The following is a 19241-nucleotide window of genomic DNA, read 5'->3' on the forward strand; positions in this document are numbered from 1 at the left end:
TAACGGGTGGAGTTGACTGGTACTAATAGGCCGAGGGCTTGTCCATTGATGCTCGCGTCCACTGTGTAAGTTCTGAGGCAACGAACGGTTGCCGGCTTTGAGCTGAACTCATGACACAACAGAAGAGTGTGCTTGTTCGCTCGAAACCATTAGGGTTTCGGTGGTCATAGCGTGAGGGAAACGCCCGGTTACATTCCGAACCCGGAAGCTAAGCCTCACAGCGCCGATGGTACTGCAGGGGGGACCCTGTGGGAGAGTAGGACGCCGCCGAACAATCTTTGGAGGACCCCTGGTCACCAGCGTTCAGCTGGGACCAGGGGTCCTTTTGTTTTTACAATGCTTGTGGTACCGAAGACAGGAGTCACCATGTCCACCAACTCTCCCGACGACCGACCGGAGCGCGACCAGCGGCGACGGGACAGTGGTGACCGGGGTGACCGTGGCGGCTTCCGCCGCGACAACGACCGGCGCGACAGTGACCGTCGTGGTGGCGACCGTGGCGGTTACGGCCGCCGCGACGACCGGCGCGATGACCGCCGCGATGACCGCCGTGACGACCGAGGCGGTTTCCGGCGTGACGACAGCCGTGGTGGCGGCTTCCGTCGCGAGGGCGACCGCGGTGCGCGCCCCGGGTTCCAGCGGGATGACCGCGACCGGGGTGAGCGCGGCGGCTTCCGCCGTGACGATCGCCGTGACGACCGGCGTGACGACCGTGGGGACCGCGGCGGGTTCCGTCGCGACGACCGCGGTGACCGCGGTGACCGCGGCGGTGACCGTCCTTCCTACCGTCGGGACGACGACCGCGCCGGCTACGGCCGCCGTGAGGACAACCGTGGCGGCTTCGGGCGGCGTGACGACCGCCGTGACGACCGGCGTGACGACCGTGGGGACCGCGGCGGGTTCCGTCGGGACTACGACCGGCGTGACGACAGCCGCGACGAGCGTCGCGATGACCGGCGTGACGACCGCCGTGGTGGCGGCTTCCGTCGCGACGACCGCGGTGCGCGTCCGGCGTTCCGGCGTGACGACCGGCGCGATGACCGGCGTGACGACCGTGGGGACCGCGGCGGGTTCCGTCGCGACGACCGCGGTGACCGCGGCGGTGACCGTCCTGCCTACCGTCGGGACGACGACCGCGCCGGCTACGGCCGCCGTGACGACCGGCGTGACGACAACCGTGGTGGCTTCCGTCGCGACGACCGGGCCGGCTACGACCGCCGTGACGACCGCCGCGATGACCGGCGCGATGACCGCCGTGACGACCGAGGCGGTTTCCGGCGGGACGACAGCCGTGGTGAGCGCGGCGGTTTCCGGGGGCGGGACGACCGCGGGGGCCGTGGGCCGCGCAGGGACGACCGCAGGGACGACCGCGGCGACCGCGGTGGGCGGCCCGGTGGGTTCCGGGGCCGTGACGGGCGGGACGACCGCCGGGGCGGTGGCCGGTTCCGCGACGAGCGCGACCGGGACCGGGACCGCGAGCCGATCAAGCGGCTGCCGATCCCGGAGGACGTCACCGGCGAGGAGATCGACAGGGACGTCAAGCAGGAGCTGCAGAGCCTGCCCAAGACGCTCGCGGAAGACGTCGCCAAGAACCTGGTGATGGTCGCCCGGCTCATCGACGAGGACCCCGAGGGCGCCTACGGCTACTCCAAGGTGGCCCTGCGCCTGGCGTCCCGTGTGGCCGCCGTACGCGAGGCCGCAGGGTTCGCCGCGTACGCGAACCAGAAGTACAGCGAGGCCCTCGCCGAGTTCCGGGCCGCCCGGCGGATGACCGGCACCGTGGACCTGTGGCCGGTGATGGCCGACTGCGAGCGCGGGCTCGGCCGGCCGGAGAAGGCGCTGGACATGGCCGGCGCCCCGGAGGTGCACAAGCTGGACAAGGCCGGTCAGGTCGAGATGCGTCTCGTCGCCGCCGGTGCCCGGCGGGACATGGGCCAGCTGGACGCGGCCATCGTGACCCTGCAGAGCCCCGAGCTGGCCTCCAACTCGGTGCAGCCGTGGACCGCCCGCCTGCGCTACGCGTACGCCGACGCCCTGCTGGCGGCCGGCCGGGAGCGCGAGGCGCGGGAGTGGTTCGCGAAGGCCGTCGAGGCCGACCGGGACGGCAGCACGGACGCCTCCGACCGGCTCGCCGAGCTGGACGGCGTGGAGTTCGTCGACGCCCTGTCCGAGGACGGCGCCGACGAATCCGGCGAGTCCGCTCACTCCCCCGAGCCCGCCGAGCCCGCCGACACCTCCTCGGAGGACGTCGAGGGCGGCGAGGCCGGCGACAAGGACTGACGTCCGTCACCGAGAAGAGGGCAGACCCCGCACGGGGTCTGCCCTCTTTCGCGTGGTGCCGGTGTGGCGGCGGTGCGCCGCGGTGCGGTCCGGCTCAGAGCTCGACTGCCCGCAGCACCAGGCCCGACGCCGGCTTCGGACCGAACGAGGTCGACTTCCGGGGCATCCGCACGCCCTGCCGGGCCAGGTCGCGGACGACCTCCTCGCGGACCGGGTGCATCAGGACGGCCGTACTGCCGTCGTGTTCCGCCTTCTCCACCGTCGCGGCCGCGTCGTGGATGTAGGCGATGTGGGCCGGGGAGTCCTCGGGGATGCGCCAGATGTGCTCCAGCAGCGTGGCGTGCAGGACCGTGGCGTCCAGGGAACGCCAGGCGGCCGGGCGGTCCGCCGGGATCGTCCGGGCCAGCAGGTCCGGGTCGGGGCGGTCGAGCAGGTGGAAGGCGCCGTCTCCGGCCAGCAGGAAGGAGTTGCCCGCGCAGGAGGCGTCCGCGAGCACCTCCAGCGCCTCCGGCAGGGGCACGTCGAGGTGTCGTACCCGGAACAGGCCCTCCACCGCCGCAAGGGCGTCGGTGACCCGCAGGCCGTGCAGCAGCCGGTGGATGGCGCGGACCCGCAGCGGGTAGCGCACGGTGTCGACCAGCAGGACCAGGCCGTAGTCCCAGGGACTGGGGGAGGGGTGCTCGGTGCGCAGGCGCCGGTAGGTGGCCCAGCGGTGGTGGCCGTCGGCGATCAGGGCCTGGCGGCCGGCGAGGTCGGTCTGGATGCGGGCCAGCTCCTCGCGGTCGGTCACGGACCACAGGCGGTGGTGGAAGCCGTCCTCGGTGGTCGTGGCCAGCAGGGGCGGGCGGTCCGCCGTACGCTCGACGACCTCGGCCGCGGCGCCGTCGCCCCGGTAGGTCAGCAGCAGCGGTTCCAGGTTCGCGCGGGTGGCGCGCATCAGGGCGGCGCGGTCGGCGACCACGGGCGGCATGACGTCCTCGTGGGGCAGCACCACGCCCTCGGCGGGTTCCGTCACCCGCAGGGCGCCGATGATGCCGCGCTGGAGCATGCCGCCGCCGTCCCGCTGCTCGTACACGTACAGGCCCGGCTCCGGGTCGGCGGTGAGGATGCCCTCGTCCAGCCAGCGGCGCAGCGTGTCGGCGGCCTGTTCGGTGCGGGCGCTGGGCGTGCCGGCCTCCGGGAGGATCAGCCGGACGATGTTGTGCGGGTCGGCCGACTGGAGGTGGTGCAGGCCGTCGGGGCGTACGACGACGTCGTAGGGCGGGGAGGTGACGGAGGCGAGGCTGCCGACCCGGTCCGGGTCGTACCGAAGGCCTCGGAACGGGGTGAGTTCCAGGCCGCGACGCGCCGTTGCCTCCAAGTGACCTGCTGTGTCCATCCCGGCATCGTACGTGTGTCAGTGGCGTGCGGGATGATCGGGGGAAAGCGAGTGAACGAGGAGCGATGCGGACATGAGCCAGGACGTCAGGACGAGCCCCGAGGGCAGTGGGCAGCCCCTGAGCGAGGCGTACGACACGGCGCTGCTCGATCTGGACGGGGTGGTGTACGCGGGAGGGAGCGCGATCGCGCACGCGGTCGACTCGCTGGCGGTCGCCCGGACGGGCGGGATGCATCTGGCGTACGTCACCAACAACGCGCTGCGCACGCCGGACGCGGTGGCCGGGCATCTGACGGAGCTGGGCATACCGACGGGTGCGGACGACGTCATCACCTCGGCGCAGGCCGTCGCGCGGCTGATCAGCGAGCAGGTGCCGGCCGGGGCGCGGGTGCTGGTGATCGGCGGTGAGGGGCTGCGGGTGGCGCTGCGCGAGCGGGGCCTCGTGCCGGTGGAGTCGGCGGACGACGATCCGGCGGCGGTCGTGCAGGGGTACGGCGGTCCGGAGCTGCCCTGGGGGCGGTTCGCGGAGGCGTCGTACGCGATCCGGCGCGGGGTGCCGTGGTTCGCGTCCAACACCGATCTGACGATTCCGAGCGGGCGGGGCATCGCGCCGGGCAACGGGGCCGCGGTGGAGGTCGTCCGGATCGCGACGGGTGCCGAGCCGCAGGTCGCGGGCAAGCCGCTGCCCCCGATGCACCGGGAGACGATCATCCGGACCGGTGCCGAGCGGCCGCTGGTGGTCGGGGACCGGCTGGACACGGACATCGAGGGAGCCTTCAACGGCGGGGTCGACTCGCTGCTGGTGCTGACCGGGGTCACCGACGGCGCGCAGCTGCTCGCCGCGCCGCCGCAGCACCGGCCGACGTACGTGGACGCCGATCTGCGCGGGCTGCTCACCGGCCAGCCGGAGATCGCCCGGGAGGGTGACGGTTTCCGGTGCGGCGGGTGGACGGCGACGGCCGGGACCGACCGGCTGGAGCTGTCCGGTGACGGCGAGGAGCTGGACGGGCTGCGGGCGCTGTGCGCGGCGGCCTGGACGGCGGCGGGGGACGGCTCCTGCACGCTGGACGCGGAGAAGGCGCTGGCCCGGCTGGGGCTCTGACGGGCCCCCAGGTCCCCGACGTCCCCCCTGGCCCGGCGGGTCTCCGGCGCGCTGCCCGGCCACCGGGGATCGTGATCCATGCGAGGGTAGGCTAACCTAACCTCGTGTTGGTCGACAGTCCTCCGGAACAGCGCGCGGAGACCGCCCCCGCGCCCCCGACCCGCCGGGCGGCGCGGGCCCTTGGGCTCCTGCTCTCGGTCCTGCTCCTGGTGTTCGTCGCTCTGGCGAGCATCGCGATCGGGGCCAAGGCGCTGTCGCCGGACCAGGTCTGGCACGGCCTGTTCCACGACACGGGGACCTACGGCGACGTGGTCGTGGACGAGCGGCTCTCGCGCACCGTCCTCGGCCTGCTGGTGGGCGCCGCGCTCGGCCTGTCCGGCGCGGTCCTCCAGGCGCTGACCCGCAACCCGCTGGCCGACCCCGGGCTGCTCGGCATCAACGCCGGCGCCTCCGCCGCCGTCGTCACGGCCATCACCTACGCCGGCGTCACGAGCCTGACCGGGTACGTGTGGTTCGCGTTCCTGGGCGCCTCGGCGGTCGGCGCGCTGGTGTGGTTCCTCGGCGGCAGCCGGGGCGCCACCCCGGTACGCCTCGCGCTCGCCGGTACGGCGATCAGCGCGGCCCTGTACGGCTACCTCCAGGCCGTGATGATCATGGACGGCGCGGCCCTGGCCAAGATGCGGTTCTGGACGGTGGGTTCCCTCGCGTCGGCCGGCTCCTCGACCATCACCCAGGTGCTGCCGTTCCTCGCGGTGGGCACGGTCCTCGCGCTGGCCCTGGCCCGCCCGCTGAACGCCGTGGAGATGGGCGACGACACCGCCCGTGCCCTCGGCGCCGACCTCAACCGCACCCGGGCGCTGGCCATGCTGGCCGCCGTCCTGCTGTGCGGCGCGGCGACCGCCGCCTGCGGCCCGATCGTCTTCGTCGGCCTGATGGTCCCGCACGTCGTGCGCTCCTTCACCGGCCCCGACCTGCGCTGGATCCTGCCGTACGCCACGGTCCTGGCGCCCGTGCTGCTGCTCGGCGCCGATGTCCTCGGCCGGGTCGTGGCCCGTCCCGCCGAGCTTCAGGTCGGCATCGTCACCGCCGTCATCGGCGGTCCGGTCTTCATCTTTCTCGTACGACGGCGGAGGACGGCCCAGCTGTGAAGACACACCCCAGGAGCCGCGCCGTACGCACTCCCGGCGGGCTCTCCCTGCGGCTGGAACCGCGGGCCCTGATCGTCGTCGTCCTGCTGCTGGCCGCCGCGTGCGCCGCGGGTGTCGCCCTGATCGGTACCGGCGACGCGAAGATCCCGGCGGCGGACGTACTGCGGACGCTCGCCGGGAACGGCACCGCCTACCAGGACTTCATCGTCAACGAACTGCGGCTGCCGCGGGTCCTCGTGGGCCTGCTGGTCGGGGCCTCGCTGGGGCTCGGCGGCGCGCTGTTCCAGTCCGTCTCCCGCAACCCGCTCGGCAGCCCGGACCTGCTCGGCCTGTCGCAGGCCTCGACGGCCGGCGCGCTGGTCGTGATCGTGCTGCTGTCCGGCAGCGCCGCCCAGGTCACCCTGGGCGCGCTGGCCGGCGGCCTGGTGACCGGCTTCGCCCTCTACGCGCTCGCGTGGAAGCAGGGCGTGCACGGCTACCGGCTGGTGCTGGTCGGCATCGGCGTCAACGCCGTCATGACGGCGGTCAACGGCTATCTGCTCACCAAGGCCGACCTGGTCGACGCGACCCGCGCGGTGGTGTGGATGACCGGCTCGCTGAGCGGCCGCGACTGGGAGCAGGTCCGGCCGCTGCTCGGGCTGTGCGCCGTCCTCTTCCCGCTGGTCCTCGCCAACGCGCGCGGTCTGCGGATGATGGAGATGGGCGACGACATCTCCCACGCGCTCGGTGTGCGGGTGCAGCGCGTACGGCTGCTGCTGATGGCCTCCGCCGTCCTGCTCACCGCCGCCGCCACGGCCGCCGCCGGTCCCGTCAGCTTCGTCGCGCTGACCGCGCCGCAGCTCGCCCGCCGCCTCACCCGCTCGCCGGGACCCAACCTGGTGCCCTCCCTCTGCATGGGGGCGGCCCTGCTGGTCGCCGCCGACTGGGCCTCCCAGCGTGCCTTCGGCGCCGACCAGCTGCCGGTCGGCGTGGTCACCGGCGTCCTCGGCGGCGCCTACCTGCTGTGGCTGCTGGTCACCGAGCGCCGGGCGGGCCGGATATGACCGCCACGACCGCGGGCGCGACGAACAACCCAAGGAGCACTGTGAACCGCCTGTCCGCCGAGAACGTCACCCTCGCCTACGACCAGCGCGTCATCGCCGAGCAGCTCTCGGTGGAGATCCCCGACAACTCCTTCACGGTGATCGTCGGCCCGAACGCGTGCGGCAAGTCGACGCTGCTGCGGGCGCTGTCGCGGATGCTCAAGCCCAGCCAGGGGCGGGTCCTGCTGGACGGGCAGGCCATCCAGTCGATGCCCGCGAAGAAGGTCGCGCGGACCCTGGGCCTGCTGCCGCAGTCGTCCGTCGCACCCGACGGCATCACGGTCGCCGACCTCGTCGGCCGGGGCCGCTACCCGCACCAGGGACTGCTGCGCCAGTGGTCGGCGCAGGACGAGCGGGTCGTCCGGGAGTCGATGCGGCAGACCGGGGTCGCCGAGCTGGCCGAGCGGTACGTGGACGAGCTGTCCGGCGGCCAGCGGCAGCGGGTGTGGATCGCCATGGCGCTCGCCCAGCAGACCCCGCTGCTGCTCCTCGACGAGCCCACCACCTATCTGGACATCCAGCACCAGATCGACGTCCTCGACCTGTGCGCGGAGCTGCACGAGGAGCAGGGCCGGACACTGGTGGCGGTGCTGCACGACCTCAACCACGCCGCCCGCTACGCCACCCACCTCATCGCCCTGCGCGGCGGCACGGTGATCGCCGAGGGCGCCCCGAACGACATCGTCACGGCCGAGCTGGTCGAGGAGGTCTTCGGGCTGCGCTGCCAGGTCATCGAGGACCCGGAGACGGGGACCCCGCTGGTGGTGCCGGCGGCCCGCAGAACGCGTGCCGAGCGGGTCACCGCGGCTTCCTGAGCCGGGCGGGGTGCCGCTACAGCAGCTTCCTCAGCCGGAACAGGTCCAGCAGGCTCGCCTCCAGCCGCACCCGGCCCGAGCCCCAGGCGGTGGCGAAGTTCAGCCCGCCGCCCACCAGGGCCACCAGGTCGTCACCGGCCATGGCGAGCCTGATCTGCGCCCGCTCGCGGGGCGGACCGGAGTACGTCTCGTCCACCTCGATCCGGCCGCCCGTCAGCCGGCCCGCGAAGGTGACGTCCAGGTCGGTGATGTGGCAGCTCACCGAGCGGTCCAGCGCGGCTGCCGCGCGGACGTCGCCCTCGGCGCCCTGCATGTTGTCCGAGAGCTTCCCCAGTGCGGCGCGGCACTCCTCGATCGTGGCCATCGCCCCGACGGTACCCCAGCGCTTCGGGGTAGCGTCTGGGCATGAGCGAGTCCGTGTCCGAGGCCCCCGCGGACGTCGTGGCGGAGGCCGAGCCCCCGTACGACCCCGCGGCCCCGGCCCCTTTGAACGTCCCGCGCAGCCCCACCGGCAACGCCGAGGTCGACGCCCGGCTGGACCGGCTGGCCGACGCCGACCACCTCGCCACCGACGGACACCTGGAGGTGTACGAGGATGTACACCGGGGGCTGCGCGACGCGCTGACCGCGCTCGACGCCCGCCCGGGACCTCCGGCTCCCACCCGTCACCCGACCGCCGCCCCTCAATGAGACCCTTCGGGTCACACCCTTCGATCGTCGTACCAGAGCAGGAGCTGAACCGAACGTGGCAGGAGTCGCACGCCGCCGTCTCGACGCGGAGCTGGTCCGCCGGAAGCTCGCCCGCTCGCGCGAGCACGCCAGCCAGCTGATCGCCGCCGGCCGGGTCACCGTCGGCAAGACCGTGGCGACCAAGCCGGCCACCCAGGTGGAGACCGCGGCGGCGATCGTCGTCCAGACCGACGACAGCGATCCCGAGTACGTCTCCCGGGGCGGTCACAAGCTCGCCGGGGCGCTGGAGGCCTTCGTGCCGCGGGGGCTCGTGGTCGAGGGCCGCCGTGCGCTGGACGCCGGCGCGTCCACCGGCGGCTTCACCGACGTCCTGCTGCGCGCGGGCGCCGCCCACGTCGTCGCGGTGGACGTCGGCTACGGACAACTCGCCTGGTCTCTCCGGAACGATGAACGCGTCACCGTCAAGGACCGTACGAACGTACGCGAGTTGACGCTTGAGGCGATCGATGGGGAACCTGTGGATCTTGTCGTGGGCGATCTGTCCTTCATCCCGCTGGGGCTGGTGCTGCCCGCCCTGAAGCGGTGCGTGACGCCGGACGCCGACCTGGTGATGATGGTCAAGCCGCAGTTCGAGGTCGGGAAGGAGCGGCTCGGCAGCGGGGGTGTCGTACGGAGTCCGCAGCTGCGGGCGGAGGCCGTGCGGGGAGTGGCCGAGAAGGCCTGGGAGCTGGGGCTCGGGGTGCAGGGCGTCACCGCGAGTCCGCTGCCCGGCCCCTCGGGGAACGTCGAGTACTTTCTCTGGCTGCGGGCGGGCGCACCCCAGGTGGACCCGGCCGACGTCGACCGTGCAGTGGCGGAGGGGCCGCGTTGACACAGAACCTGGCGCGTACTGTTTTCCTGCTCGCCCACACCGGGCGGCCCGCGGCGATCCGCAGTGCGGAACTCGTCGTCAAGGGCCTGCTGCGGCATGGCATCGGGGTGCGGGTGCTGGAGGAGGAGGCGCGCGACCTGCCGCTGCCGGACGAGGTGGACCTCGTCAAGGAGGCGACCCCGCAGTGCCTGGACGGGTGCGAGCTGCTGATCGTGCTGGGCGGCGACGGCACGCTGCTGCGCGGCGCCGAGTTCGCGCGGGCCTCCGGGGTGCCGATGCTCGGCGTCAACCTCGGGCGCGTCGGGTTCCTCGCCGAGGCCGAGCGCGACGACCTCGACCGGGTGGTGGACCGGGTGGTGGCGCGGTCGTACGAGGTCGAGGAGCGGATGACCGTCGACGTCGTGGTGCACCGCAACGGGGACATCGTGCACACCGACTGGGCGCTGAACGAGGCGGCCGTGCAGAAGGCCGGCGCGGAGAAGCTGCTGGAGGTCGTGCTGGAGATCGACGGGCGGCCGGTGACCGGGTTCGGCTGCGACGGGGTCGTCCTGTCGACACCCACCGGATCCACCGCGTACGCGTTCTCCGCGGGCGGCCCCGTGGTGTGGCCGGAGGTGGAGGCGCTGCTGATGGTGCCGATCAGCGCGCACGCGCTGTTCGCGAAGCCGCTGGTGACCTCGCCGGACTCCGTGCTGGCGGTGGAGGTGCTGCCGCACATCCCGCCGGGTGTGCTGTGGTGCGACGGGCGGCGGACCGTGGAGCTGCCGCCCGGCGCGCGGGTGGAGGTGCGGCGCGGCGCGGTGCCGGTGCGGCTGGCGCGGCTGCACCACTCCTCCTTCACGGACCGGCTGGTGGCGAAGTTCGCGCTGCCGACCACCGGCTGGCGCGGGGCGCCTCACTAGAAAGAGCGGCCTGTGTGCACTCCCCGCCCCGGACCTCGTATGGTCTGTTCCGTGTTGGAGGAGATGCGGATACGGTCACTCGGGGTCATCGACGATGCCGTCGTCGAGCTGTCGCCCGGCTTCACCGCGGTCACCGGTGAGACGGGTGCGGGCAAGACCATGGTGGTCACCAGCCTGGGGCTGCTGCTCGGCGGCCGGGCGGACCCGGCGCTCGTGCGGATCGGGGCCGACAAGGCGGTCGTGGAGGGGCGGGTCGCCGTACCCGCCGGCGCCGCCGCCGTCGTACGCGCCGAGGAGGCCGGGGCCGAGCTGGACGACGGTGCCCTGCTGATCAGCCGTACCGTGTCCGCCGAGGGCCGCTCCCGGGCGCACCTGGGCGGGCGCAGCGTGCCCGTCGGGCTGCTCGCCGAGCTGGCCGACGACCTGGTGGCCGTGCACGGGCAGACCGACCAGCAGGGGCTGCTGAAGCTGTCCCGGCAGCGGCAGGCGCTCGACCGGTACGCGGGCGACGCCGTCGCCGTGCCCCTCGCCAAGTACACCGAGGCCTACAAGCGGCTGCGGGCCGTCTCCGCCGAGCTGGAGGAGATCACCACGCGCGCGCGTGAGCGGGCGCAGGAAGCCGACATGCTGCGGTACGGGCTGGACGAGGTCGCCGCCGTGGAGCCCCGGCCCGGCGAGGACGTGGAGCTGGCCGAGGAGGCCGAGCGGCTGGGGCACGCCGAGGCGCTGGCGTCCGCCGCGACGGCCGCGCACGCCGCTCTCGCGGGCAATCCGGAGGACCCGGAGGGCATCGACGCCTCGACGCTCGTCGCGGGCGCCCACCGGGCGCTGGAGGCCGTGCGCGCGCACGACCCGGCGCTGGCCGCGCTCGCCGACCGGATCGGGGAGATCGGCATCCTGCTCGGCGACGTGGCCGGCGAGCTGGCCGGGTACGCCGACGATCTCGACGCCGATCCGCTGCGGCTGGCCGCCGTGGAGGAGCGCCGGGCCGCCCTGAACGCCCTGACCCGCAAGTACGGCGACGACGTCGCCGCCGTCCTGGCCTGGGCGGAGCGGAGCGCCGCCCGGCTCACCGAGCTGGACGGCGACGACGAGCGGATCGAGGAGCTGACCGCCGAGCGGGACGCGCTGCGCACCGAACTGGGCGGCCTCGCGCAGGCCCTGTCGGACGCGCGGACGGAGGCCGCCGAGCGGTTCGCCGCCGCGGTGACCGCCGAGCTGGCCTCGCTGGCGATGCCCCACGCGCGCGTGTCCTTCGACATCCGGCAGACCGAGGACCCCGAGGGCGTCGAGGTCGGCGGCCGGACGGTCGCCTACGGCCCCTCGGGCGTGGACGAGGTCGAGCTGCTGCTCGCCCCGCACCCGGGCGCCCCGCCGCGGCCCATCGCCAAGGGCGCGTCCGGTGGTGAGCTGTCCCGCGTGATGCTGGCCGTGGAGGTCGTCTTCGCGGGCACCGACCCGGTGCCGACGTACCTCTTCGACGAGGTCGACGCCGGTGTCGGCGGCAAGGCGGCCGTCGAGATCGGACGGCGCCTGGCGAAGCTCGCCAGGACCGCGCAGGTCGTCGTGGTCACCCACCTGCCCCAGGTCGCCGCGTTCGCCGACCGCCAGCTGCTGGTGGAGAAGACCGACGACGGCTCCGTCACCCGCTCCGGCGTGAAGGTCCTGGAGGGCGAGGAGCGGGTCCGCGAGCTGTCCCGCATGCTCGCCGGCCAGGAGGATTCCGAGACGGCCCGCGCGCACGCGGAGGAACTGCTGGCCACGGCCAGGGCGGACCTGTAGCAGCCGCCCGCCCCGGCCGGTTTCCCCGGCGCACGCCCCCGGTGCCGCGCCGGGGGCGCTCGTCGTGGTGGGCAACCGGCGCGCGGGGCTGCCGGTGTCCGCCGCCGCTCCGGCCGCCGCGTCCGGTACGGAGATCGGGTGAGCGCGGGAGGCCGTGTGCTGTGAGCGGCTGACCTCGCCGTATGCCCGGACGCCCCGCTCGGCCCCGGCGGGGGTCCCGTCACCCGTGTGGGTGATGTGCTCCGGCGCATTGCCCCGGCCCGCCGCGCAGTGCGCCCTCCTGGATGTCCCTGAACGGCCGTACGGCCTGGCATGCTTGGCAGGGAACGCGGGGCGGGCAGCGGGTCCGGACGGTCCGTGCGGGAGGCGCGCGGGGTGCGTCCTTCCGCCCCCCGGAGCCCGCTACGTTCTGTACGTTCGCTCGTGACCGCCCCCGTGAACCCCCGTGAACCAGGAGCCCCGGCCCCGTGAGCCCCCTGAGCAGCAACGCACCGCACGGCCAGTCGCCGCTGCGCACCGTGCAGGTGCTCGGCGGAGGCAACGCCGGCAGCAGCGCGCATGTGCGCTCCCTGGCCGAGGGACTCGTGGCGAGGGGCGTGCGCGTCACGGTGTGCGCCCCCATGGAGGCCGACCGCGCCTACGACTTCACCGGGGTCGGCGCCGAACACGTGCACGTGCCCCGCAGCAGCGACCCCGTCTCCGTGGCCGCGCTCCGCACCGCCTGCGCGCACGCCGACCTGGTGCACGCGCACGGCCTGCACGCCTCCTTCCGGGCCGTGCTCGCGCTCGGCGGGCGCACCACCCCGCTGGTGGTCACCTGGCACAACCGGGCCCACGCCGAGGGCCCGCGGGCGCATCTGCTGCGGCTGCTGGAGCGGCGGGTGGTGAAGACCGCGGCCGTGGTCCTCGGCACCAGCCCCGACCTGGTCGACCTGGCCCGGCGCGGCGGTGCGCGGGACGCCCGGCTGGCGGCCGTCGCCCTGCCGGGCCGGCGCCGGCCCGAAGACCTCGTGGACCCGGACGACCCCGACCGGATGCGGCCCAAGATCCGCGCCGAACTCGGCTCCACCGGCCGCCCGCTGCTCATCGCGGTCGGCTCCCTGGACCGGCAGCGCGGCTACGACGTCCTGCTCGACGCCGCCCGCGCCTGGCGCGACCTGGACCCGGTACCGCTGGTGGTCGTCGCGGGGGAGGGGCCGCTGCGGCCGGTCCTGCAGCGGCGCATCGAGGACGAGGAGCTGCCGGTGCGGCTCATCGGGCACCGCGAGGACGTGCCCGAACTGCTCTCCGCCGCCGATCTGGCGCTGCTGACCAGCAGGTGGGAGTCACGCTCCGTCCTCGCCCAGGAGGCCCTGCACGCCCGCGTGCCGCTCGTCGCCACCCGGGTCGGCGGGATCCCCGACCTCGTCGGCGACGCGGCCGAACTCGTCCCGTACGGCGACCCGGGAGCCCTCGCCGACACCGTCGTACGGCTGCTAGCCGACCCCGACCGCCGGGAACTGCTGCGCGAGCGCGGCACCCGGCAGGCCGCCACCTGGCCGAGCGAGGACGAGACCGTCGCCCAAGTGCTCAGCGTCTACGACGAGTTGACCCAGCCGAGGCCGCTGGCCTGACGGCCTCAGGGCACGTGCCGGCGCGCCCGCAGGGCCAGGCTCAACGCCAGGACCGTCTGCGGGTCGTCCAGGTCGGTGCCCAGCAACTCCCCGATCCGGGCCAGCCGGTTGTACAGCGTCTGCCGGTTCAGGTGCAGCTCACGGGCCGTCTCCGCCTTGCGCCCCGCGTGTGCCAGATAGGTCTCCAGGGTCGGCAGCAGCGGCGGTTTGGAGCGGTGGTCGTGGTCGCGCAGCGGGCCGATCGCGCGGTCCACGAACGCCGCCAGGTCCGGGTGGTCGCGCAGCCGCCACAGCAGCAGGTCGATGTCCAGGCGCCGGGCGTCGTACCAGGGCCGGTCGGTCAGGCCCTGGGCCGCCGTCGCCGTCTCCGCCGCGTGCCGCAACCCCGCCGAGGCCGCCGCCCAGCCGCCCGCCACCCCGACGACCACCACCGGCGGCGGCGAGCCCGGCCGGCGCATCCCGGCCCGCTCCACCCCGGCCCGCAGCGCGGCCGCCACCCGGTCCGCGACCGCTGCCCGCTCCGACTCCGAGCGCAGCCCCAGCAGCACCAGCACCCGGCCCTCCACCGGCCGCACCCCCAGCAGCACCGGCACCCCCACCGCGGCCAGCTCCTCGGAGACCGCCCGGGCCAGCACCGCCCAGCCACCGCCGGGGGAGAGGGTGTCCCCGATCCGCATCACCACGGGCAGCAGCGGGCTGCCGCCGGGCTTGAAGCCGAGCACCCGGGCCTGCGCCGGGGCGTCCTCCGCCGCGATCCGGCCCTCGGCGAGATCGGTGAGGAAGTCACCGCGCCCGCGCGCCGCCAGCTCCTCCTCCTGCCGGGCCTGCATCAGCACCACGGCCAGGATGCCCGCGGCCCGCTCGGCGGCGATCCGGTGCACCGGGGCCAGCGGGGACCGCACCGGCAGCAGCACCAGCCGGGCACGCACGGAACCGGCCGCCCCGGGCCCGCCGCCGGGCACGTCCACCAGCACCGAACCGGCCGGCGGCGGGACCTCCTTCTGCGGGCCGCGCAGCCCCTCCCACACCTGCAGCGGGTCCGCGCCCTCCGGCCCGGCCCCGGCGGCGTACAGCAGCCGGGCGTCGGCGGTCTCCAGGAACACCGGGTTGCCGCTGAAGTCCGCCAGGATGCCCAGCACCTGCGGCACCCCGCCGCCGCCCAGCAGCGCCTCGGTGCACCGCCGGTGCACCTCCTCCGCGCGCTGGAGCAGCGCGTAGTGGCCGTTGACGATCTCGGTGTGGATCTCCTCGGTCACCGTCACGAACGGCACCTCGCGGTGCAGCTGGACCAGCGGCAGACCGGCCGCCCGGGCCGTGTCCACCAGGGCCGCCGGCAGCCGGGCGAAACGCGGACCCAGCTCGACCACCAGGGCGGCGATCCCGCGCTCGGCGAGCGTCCGGACGAACGCCCGCTGCTCGGCTGGCCGGGTACCGAGGCCGTAGCCGGTGGTGAGCAGCAGCTCGCCGCCCTTGAGCAGCGAGGCGATGTTCGGGACCTCGCCCGCGTGCACCCAGCGCACGGTGCGGCCGAGCCGGTCGGCGCCCGCCAGGACCTCCGGCAGCCCGCTGCGCAGGCCGGGCAGTTCCAGCGCCCGCTGCACGGTGATGCCGGCGCCCTGGGTGTCGAGTCGGTGGTCCGTACGGCTGTCCATGCAGCGGACGCTACCTGCGGGAACGCGCTCAGGACAGCTCCCGCCTACAGCGGCCGGATGTTGTGGTTGAAGCGGAACACGTTGTCGGGGTCGTACCGCCGCTTCACCTTCTCCAGGCCCAGCAGGTTCCCCTCGCCCAGGCCCGCCCGGACCCGCTCGGGGCCCTCGTCGCCGATGAGGGTGAGGGGGACGGCGTCCGTGCTCCAGGGGCGTACGCCGGCGCACGCGTCCCGCACCCAGGCGAGGGCCCGCTCGTCGTCGGCCGGGTCCGCCCAGCAGGCGAAGGGGTGCATGATCCAGGCCGCCCCCTGGTACGGCAGCCGATGACCGCCGGCTCCGGCGGCGACCGCACCGCCGAGCGGCAGCAGCATGAGCCGGGAGCCCGGCGCCGGCGGGTCCGCCGCCAGGGCGCAGACGGTGTCCACGGCCGCGTCGGGCAGAGCGGTCAGGCACTGGGCCGACCAGTGGGCCCGCAACCCCCCGGGCGGATACGGCAGCCCCAGCGCCCGGGCACCGCACACCTCCCCCTCGTGGGGGAGCGCCGTCAGCGGCCCGGCCAGCGCGCCCAGCTCCTCCTCGCCGCCCGCGTACGTCACCAGCGCGGCGCAGCTCGGCGCCGGCCGCCCGGACAGGTACAGCGCCGTCCCGCCCGCCTCGTCCGGGCCGCCGCCGACGACCTCGCGGAACGCGCGGACCACGGCCGGGCCCGCCTCCGGCCGGTACAGCACCGCGACGGCGGCGAGCCGGGGCAGCTCGTGCAGCGTCAGGGTCAGCGCGGTCGCGATGCCGAAGTTGCCGCCCCCGCCGTGCAGCGCCCGGAACAGCTCCGGGTTCTCGTCGGCGTTGGCGTGCACCCGCTCGGCGTCGGCGGTCACCAGCTCCACCCCGACGAGATGGTCCGCGACGGGCCCGACGGCGCGGTCCAGCGGGCCGGTGCCGCCGCCCAGGACACAGCCGGCGACCCCGACGGCCGCGGTCCGGCCGACGGTCGCCGCGAGGCCGTACGGGAGCGTGGCCCGGTCGAGGTGGCCCACCGTGGCCCCGCCGCCCACCCGGGCCGCCTCGGCCGCCGGGTCGACGGTCACCTCGTGCATCCGGCGCAGGTCCACCTCCAGCGCGCCGTCCACCAGGGTGCCCGCCAGGCCCAGCCCGCCGCCGCGCACCGCGATGCGCAGGTCCAGCTCCCGTGCGAAGCGCACCGCCCGCACCACGTCCGTCACGTGCGCGCACCGGGCGATCACGGCCGGACGCCGGTCGGTCCTGGCGTTGGGGACCGCCCGCGCGCCGTCGTACCCGGGATCCCCCGGCGCGAACACCTCGCCGGCCAGTTCCGCACGGAGCGCCGCGAGGGCGGTGTGCGCCTTGGAAGCCATGGCCGCCCCCTTGCCGGGCCGTGGAGCGGATCGGAGGTCCGGCTTCCAGCCTAGGGCCTCTCTTCCGGACCATGCCGGGGTCGCGAGGCCCTGGGCCGGGGGCGGGTCAGCCGCCGTACGCCCCCGAGGCCGTCAGGCGCAGGGCCGTGTCGATCAGGGGCACATGGCTGAAGGCCTGCGGGAAGTTGCCCACCTGGCGCTTCAGGCGCGGGTCCCACTCCTCGGCGAGCAGACCGAGGTCGTTGCGCAGCGCGAGGAGCTTCTCGAACAGCTTGCGGGCCTCGTCGACCCGGCCGATCATCGCCAGGTCGTCCGCCATCCAGAACGAGCACGCCAGGAAGGCGCCCTCGTCGCCCGGCAGACCGTCGACGCCCGCGTTGTCGCCCTCCGTCGGGTAGCGCAGGATGAACCCGTCCGGGGTGGACAGCTCGCGCTGGATCGCCTCGATCGTGCCGATCACCCGCTTGTCGTCCGGCGGCAGGAAGCCCATCTGCGGGATGAGCAGCAGGGAGGCGTCCAGCTCCTGCGAGCCGTAGGACTGGGTGAAGGTGTTGCGCTCCTTGTCGTAGCCCTTCTCGCACACGTCCCGGTGGATGTCGTCGCGCAGCTCGCGCCAGCGCTCCAGCGGGCCGTCCGCGTCCCCGGACTCGATGAGCTTGATCGTGCGGTCCACCGCGACCCAGGCCATCACCTTGGAGTGCACGAAGTGCCGGCGCGGGCCGCGCACCTCCCAGATGCCCTCGTCCGGCTCCTGCCAGTGGTCCTCCAGGTAGCGGATCAGCTTCAGCTGAAGGAGCGAGGCGTAGTCGTTGCGCGCCAGGCCGGTCATGTGGCCCAGGTGCAGGGCCTCGGTGACCTCGCCGTACACGTCCAGCTGGAGCTGGTGCGCGGCGCCGTTGCCGACCCGGACCGGGGCCGAGTTCTCGTAGCCGGGCAGCCAGTCCAGCTCGGCCTCGCCCAGCTCGCGCTCGCCGGCGATGCCGTACATGATCTGCAGGTTCTCCGGGTCGCCGGCGACGGCGCGCAGCAGCCACTCGCGCCAGGCGCGGGCCTCCTCGCGGTAGCCCGTGCGCAGCAGCGAGGACAGGGTGATCGCCGCGTCCCGCAGCCAGGTGTAGCGGTAGTCCCAGTTGCGCACGCCCCCGATGTCCTCCGGCAGGGAGGTGGTGGGGGCGGCGACGATGCCGCCGGTCGGGGCGTACGTCAGCGCCTTCAGGGTGATCAGCGAGCGGATCACCGCCTCGCGGTACGGCCCGTGGTACGTACAGTGCTCGACCCACTCGCGCCAGAAGTCCTCCGTCGCCTCCAGCGAGGCCTCCGGCTCCGGCAGCGGCGGCGGCTGCTTGTGCGAGGGCTGCCAGGAGATCGTGAAGGTGATCCGGTCACCCGGGGCGACCGTGAAGTCGGCGTACGTGGTGAGCGCCTTGCCGTAGGTCTCGGCCTCCGTGTCGAACCACACCGAGTCCGGCCCGGCCACCGCGACCGTGCGGCCCTCGTGCTTGTGCACCCAGGGCACCACCCGGCCGTAGGAGAACCGCATCCTGAGGGCCGAGCGCATCGGCACCCGGCCGGTGACGCCCTCCACGATCCGGATCAGCTGCGGGGCGCCGTCACGCGGGGGCATGAAATCGGTCACACGGACCGTGCCGCGCGGTGTGTCCCACTCCGATTCCAGGATCAACGAGTCACCGCGGTAGCTGCGCCGGGCGGCCGTGGGCGGCTTGGCGTCGACGGCGTGCGCCGGGCCGAGCCGCCAGAAGCCGTGCTCCTCGGTGCCCAGCAGGCCGGCGAAGATGGCATGCGAGTCGAAGCGGGGCAGGCACAGCCAGTCCACCGTGCCATCCCGGCAGACCAGCGCCGCGGTCTGCATGTCTCCGATGAGTGCGTAGTCTTCGATGCGCCCGGCCACGTGCAACTCCAGTCGAACGGCCACGTCACACCCCCGCGCAGGGGGCTGTCGCTAGTGCGGTCAAGGGGTCGTTGTTGTGCGTCGTTGAGCGGTGAAGCAAAGCAGCCCGCCGAGCCCTGAGGCAACACGACAGTCTTTGCTCAACGAACTGCCGCGCTCTCGTTGTTCCGGGTGATGTTGGCGGGGGTGTGCCGTCGTTCCGGCCGGGCTCGGCAGCGAATGTCCGAGCAGGATACGACGCACGTAGATGATGTGCGTGCCGCTCCGGGCAACCCATGTGGGCCGAACGAGTGACCGCCGGGTGAGAAGGGTGTGTCAGGAGTACGTCCGGACGGACAATGGTGACGCGTGTGACCGCGTCGCGCGTCCGGGCGGGCACGGAGTGTGCTCGGAAGCCATCCCGGCCAGGCGCTGATACGCTGGTAGCCCGTGGACCGGTGGGAGCCACCCCGACAGGAAATCCGAACGGGGCCCCCCGAACCGCAGCGACGGCACCCCCGGAAACGCCCGGGAGGGACGCCGTACCGCACCTCCAGACCGCGACCACGGGAGCCCCCTCTTGGCCATGCCGCCCAAAACCACGACGACCAAGCACATCTTCGTCACCGGGGGTGTCGCCTCCTCGCTCGGCAAGGGTCTGACCG

The 19241-nt window shown here is 74.1% G+C and carries 15 protein-coding genes and 1 rRNA gene; 11 read left to right on the forward strand and 5 right to left on the reverse strand.

Annotation, left to right across the window (positions count from 1 at the left end; genetic code table 11):
* Window positions 1-156 precede the first annotated feature (156 nt).
* Together rrf and IEZ20_RS39435 are read left to right on the forward strand one after the other, a co-directional pair.
* Window positions 157-273: ribosomal RNA gene (rrf, locus tag IEZ20_RS39030) — 5S ribosomal RNA — on the forward strand.
* Between the two features lie 1218 nt (window positions 274-1491).
* A complete protein-coding gene (locus IEZ20_RS39435) occupies window positions 1492-2280 on the forward strand; it encodes a tetratricopeptide repeat protein (RefSeq protein ID WP_194552818.1) in 789 nt (262 codons plus the stop codon).
* A 94-nt stretch (window positions 2281-2374) separates the two neighbouring features.
* Here the strand turns inward: IEZ20_RS39435 and IEZ20_RS39040 are convergent, their stop codons facing one another.
* Window positions 2375-3658 carry a DUF1015 domain-containing protein gene (locus IEZ20_RS39040; protein WP_189307828.1) on the reverse strand — a complete coding sequence of 428 codons (1284 nt, stop codon included), beginning with the start codon at window positions 3656-3658 and terminating at the stop codon, window positions 2375-2377.
* Between the two features lie 73 nt (window positions 3659-3731).
* Between IEZ20_RS39040 and IEZ20_RS39045 the strand changes: the two genes are divergently transcribed.
* The 4 genes from IEZ20_RS39045 (at window position 3732) to IEZ20_RS39060 (ending at window position 7805) form a co-directional block, all read left to right on the forward strand.
* Window positions 3732-4760: an HAD hydrolase-like protein gene (locus IEZ20_RS39045; RefSeq protein ID WP_189307830.1), complete on the forward strand. Its 1029-nt coding sequence runs from the start codon at window positions 3732-3734 to the stop codon at window positions 4758-4760.
* 104 nt (window positions 4761-4864) lie between these two features.
* Window positions 4865-5908: a FecCD family ABC transporter permease gene (locus IEZ20_RS39050; RefSeq protein ID WP_189307832.1), complete on the forward strand. Its 1044-nt coding sequence runs from the start codon at window positions 4865-4867 to the stop codon at window positions 5906-5908.
* Window positions 5905-6951 (forward strand): FecCD family ABC transporter permease, encoded by a 1047-nt coding sequence (locus tag IEZ20_RS39055; RefSeq protein ID WP_189307834.1) that lies wholly within the window; start codon window positions 5905-5907, stop codon window positions 6949-6951. The genes IEZ20_RS39050 and IEZ20_RS39055 overlap by 4 nt, the downstream gene beginning before the upstream one ends.
* Window positions 6948-7805 (forward strand): ABC transporter ATP-binding protein, encoded by an 858-nt coding sequence (locus IEZ20_RS39060; protein WP_189307836.1) that lies wholly within the window; start codon window positions 6948-6950, stop codon window positions 7803-7805. Before IEZ20_RS39055 ends, IEZ20_RS39060 begins: the two co-directional genes overlap by 4 nt.
* A 16-nt stretch (window positions 7806-7821) precedes the next feature.
* On the opposite strand, the gene IEZ20_RS39065 is transcribed toward IEZ20_RS39060, so the two are convergent.
* Window positions 7822-8169, reverse strand: a complete 348-nt coding sequence (locus IEZ20_RS39065; RefSeq protein ID WP_189307838.1) for a sterol-binding protein — start codon at window positions 8167-8169, stop codon at window positions 7822-7824.
* Between the two features lie 41 nt (window positions 8170-8210).
* Here IEZ20_RS39065 and IEZ20_RS39070 point away from each other — a divergent pair, with 41 nt between their 5' ends.
* The 5 genes from IEZ20_RS39070 (at window position 8211) to IEZ20_RS39090 (ending at window position 13663) form a co-directional block, all read left to right on the forward strand.
* Complete coding sequence (locus IEZ20_RS39070) at window positions 8211-8495, forward strand: hypothetical protein (protein ID WP_189307840.1); 285 nt, start codon at window positions 8211-8213, stop codon at window positions 8493-8495.
* 55 nt (window positions 8496-8550) lie between these two features.
* The gene (locus IEZ20_RS39075) at window positions 8551-9366 is read left to right on the forward strand and encodes a TlyA family RNA methyltransferase (protein ID WP_189307842.1); all 816 of its coding nucleotides are present in this window, start codon (window positions 8551-8553) and stop codon (window positions 9364-9366) included.
* The gene (locus IEZ20_RS39080; protein WP_189307844.1) at window positions 9363-10268 is read left to right on the forward strand and encodes an NAD kinase; all 906 of its coding nucleotides are present in this window, start codon (window positions 9363-9365) and stop codon (window positions 10266-10268) included. The genes IEZ20_RS39075 and IEZ20_RS39080 overlap by 4 nt, the downstream gene beginning before the upstream one ends.
* Before the next feature lie 39 nt (window positions 10269-10307).
* Window positions 10308-12050 (forward strand): DNA repair protein RecN, encoded by a 1743-nt coding sequence (recN, locus tag IEZ20_RS39085; RefSeq protein ID WP_189307846.1) that lies wholly within the window; start codon window positions 10308-10310, stop codon window positions 12048-12050.
* Between the two features lie 467 nt (window positions 12051-12517).
* Window positions 12518-13663 (forward strand): glycosyltransferase family 4 protein, encoded by a 1146-nt coding sequence (locus IEZ20_RS39090; protein WP_189307848.1) that lies wholly within the window; start codon window positions 12518-12520, stop codon window positions 13661-13663.
* Window positions 13664-13668: 5 nt separating this feature from the next.
* On the opposite strand, the gene IEZ20_RS39095 is transcribed toward IEZ20_RS39090, so the two are convergent.
* The 3 genes from IEZ20_RS39095 to IEZ20_RS39105 all read right to left on the reverse strand — a co-directional run bounded on the left by IEZ20_RS39095 (window position 13669) and on the right by IEZ20_RS39105 (window position 18597).
* Window positions 13669-15315, reverse strand: coding sequence for a PucR family transcriptional regulator (locus IEZ20_RS39095; RefSeq protein ID WP_189307850.1), 1647 nt, complete (start codon window positions 15313-15315; stop codon window positions 13669-13671).
* Window positions 15316-15359: 44 nt separating this feature from the next.
* Window positions 15360-16688: an FAD-binding oxidoreductase gene (locus IEZ20_RS39100; protein WP_189307852.1), complete on the reverse strand. Its 1329-nt coding sequence runs from the start codon at window positions 16686-16688 to the stop codon at window positions 15360-15362.
* Between the two features lie 106 nt (window positions 16689-16794).
* The gene (locus IEZ20_RS39105) at window positions 16795-18597 is read right to left on the reverse strand and encodes a glycoside hydrolase family 15 protein (protein ID WP_189307854.1); all 1803 of its coding nucleotides are present in this window, start codon (window positions 18595-18597) and stop codon (window positions 16795-16797) included.
* Window positions 18598-19241: the final 644 nt, after the last annotated feature.

The organism is Streptomyces cinerochromogenes, from assembly GCF_014648635.1.
Lineage (GTDB): Bacteria > Actinomycetota > Actinomycetes > Streptomycetales > Streptomycetaceae > Streptomyces > Streptomyces cinerochromogenes.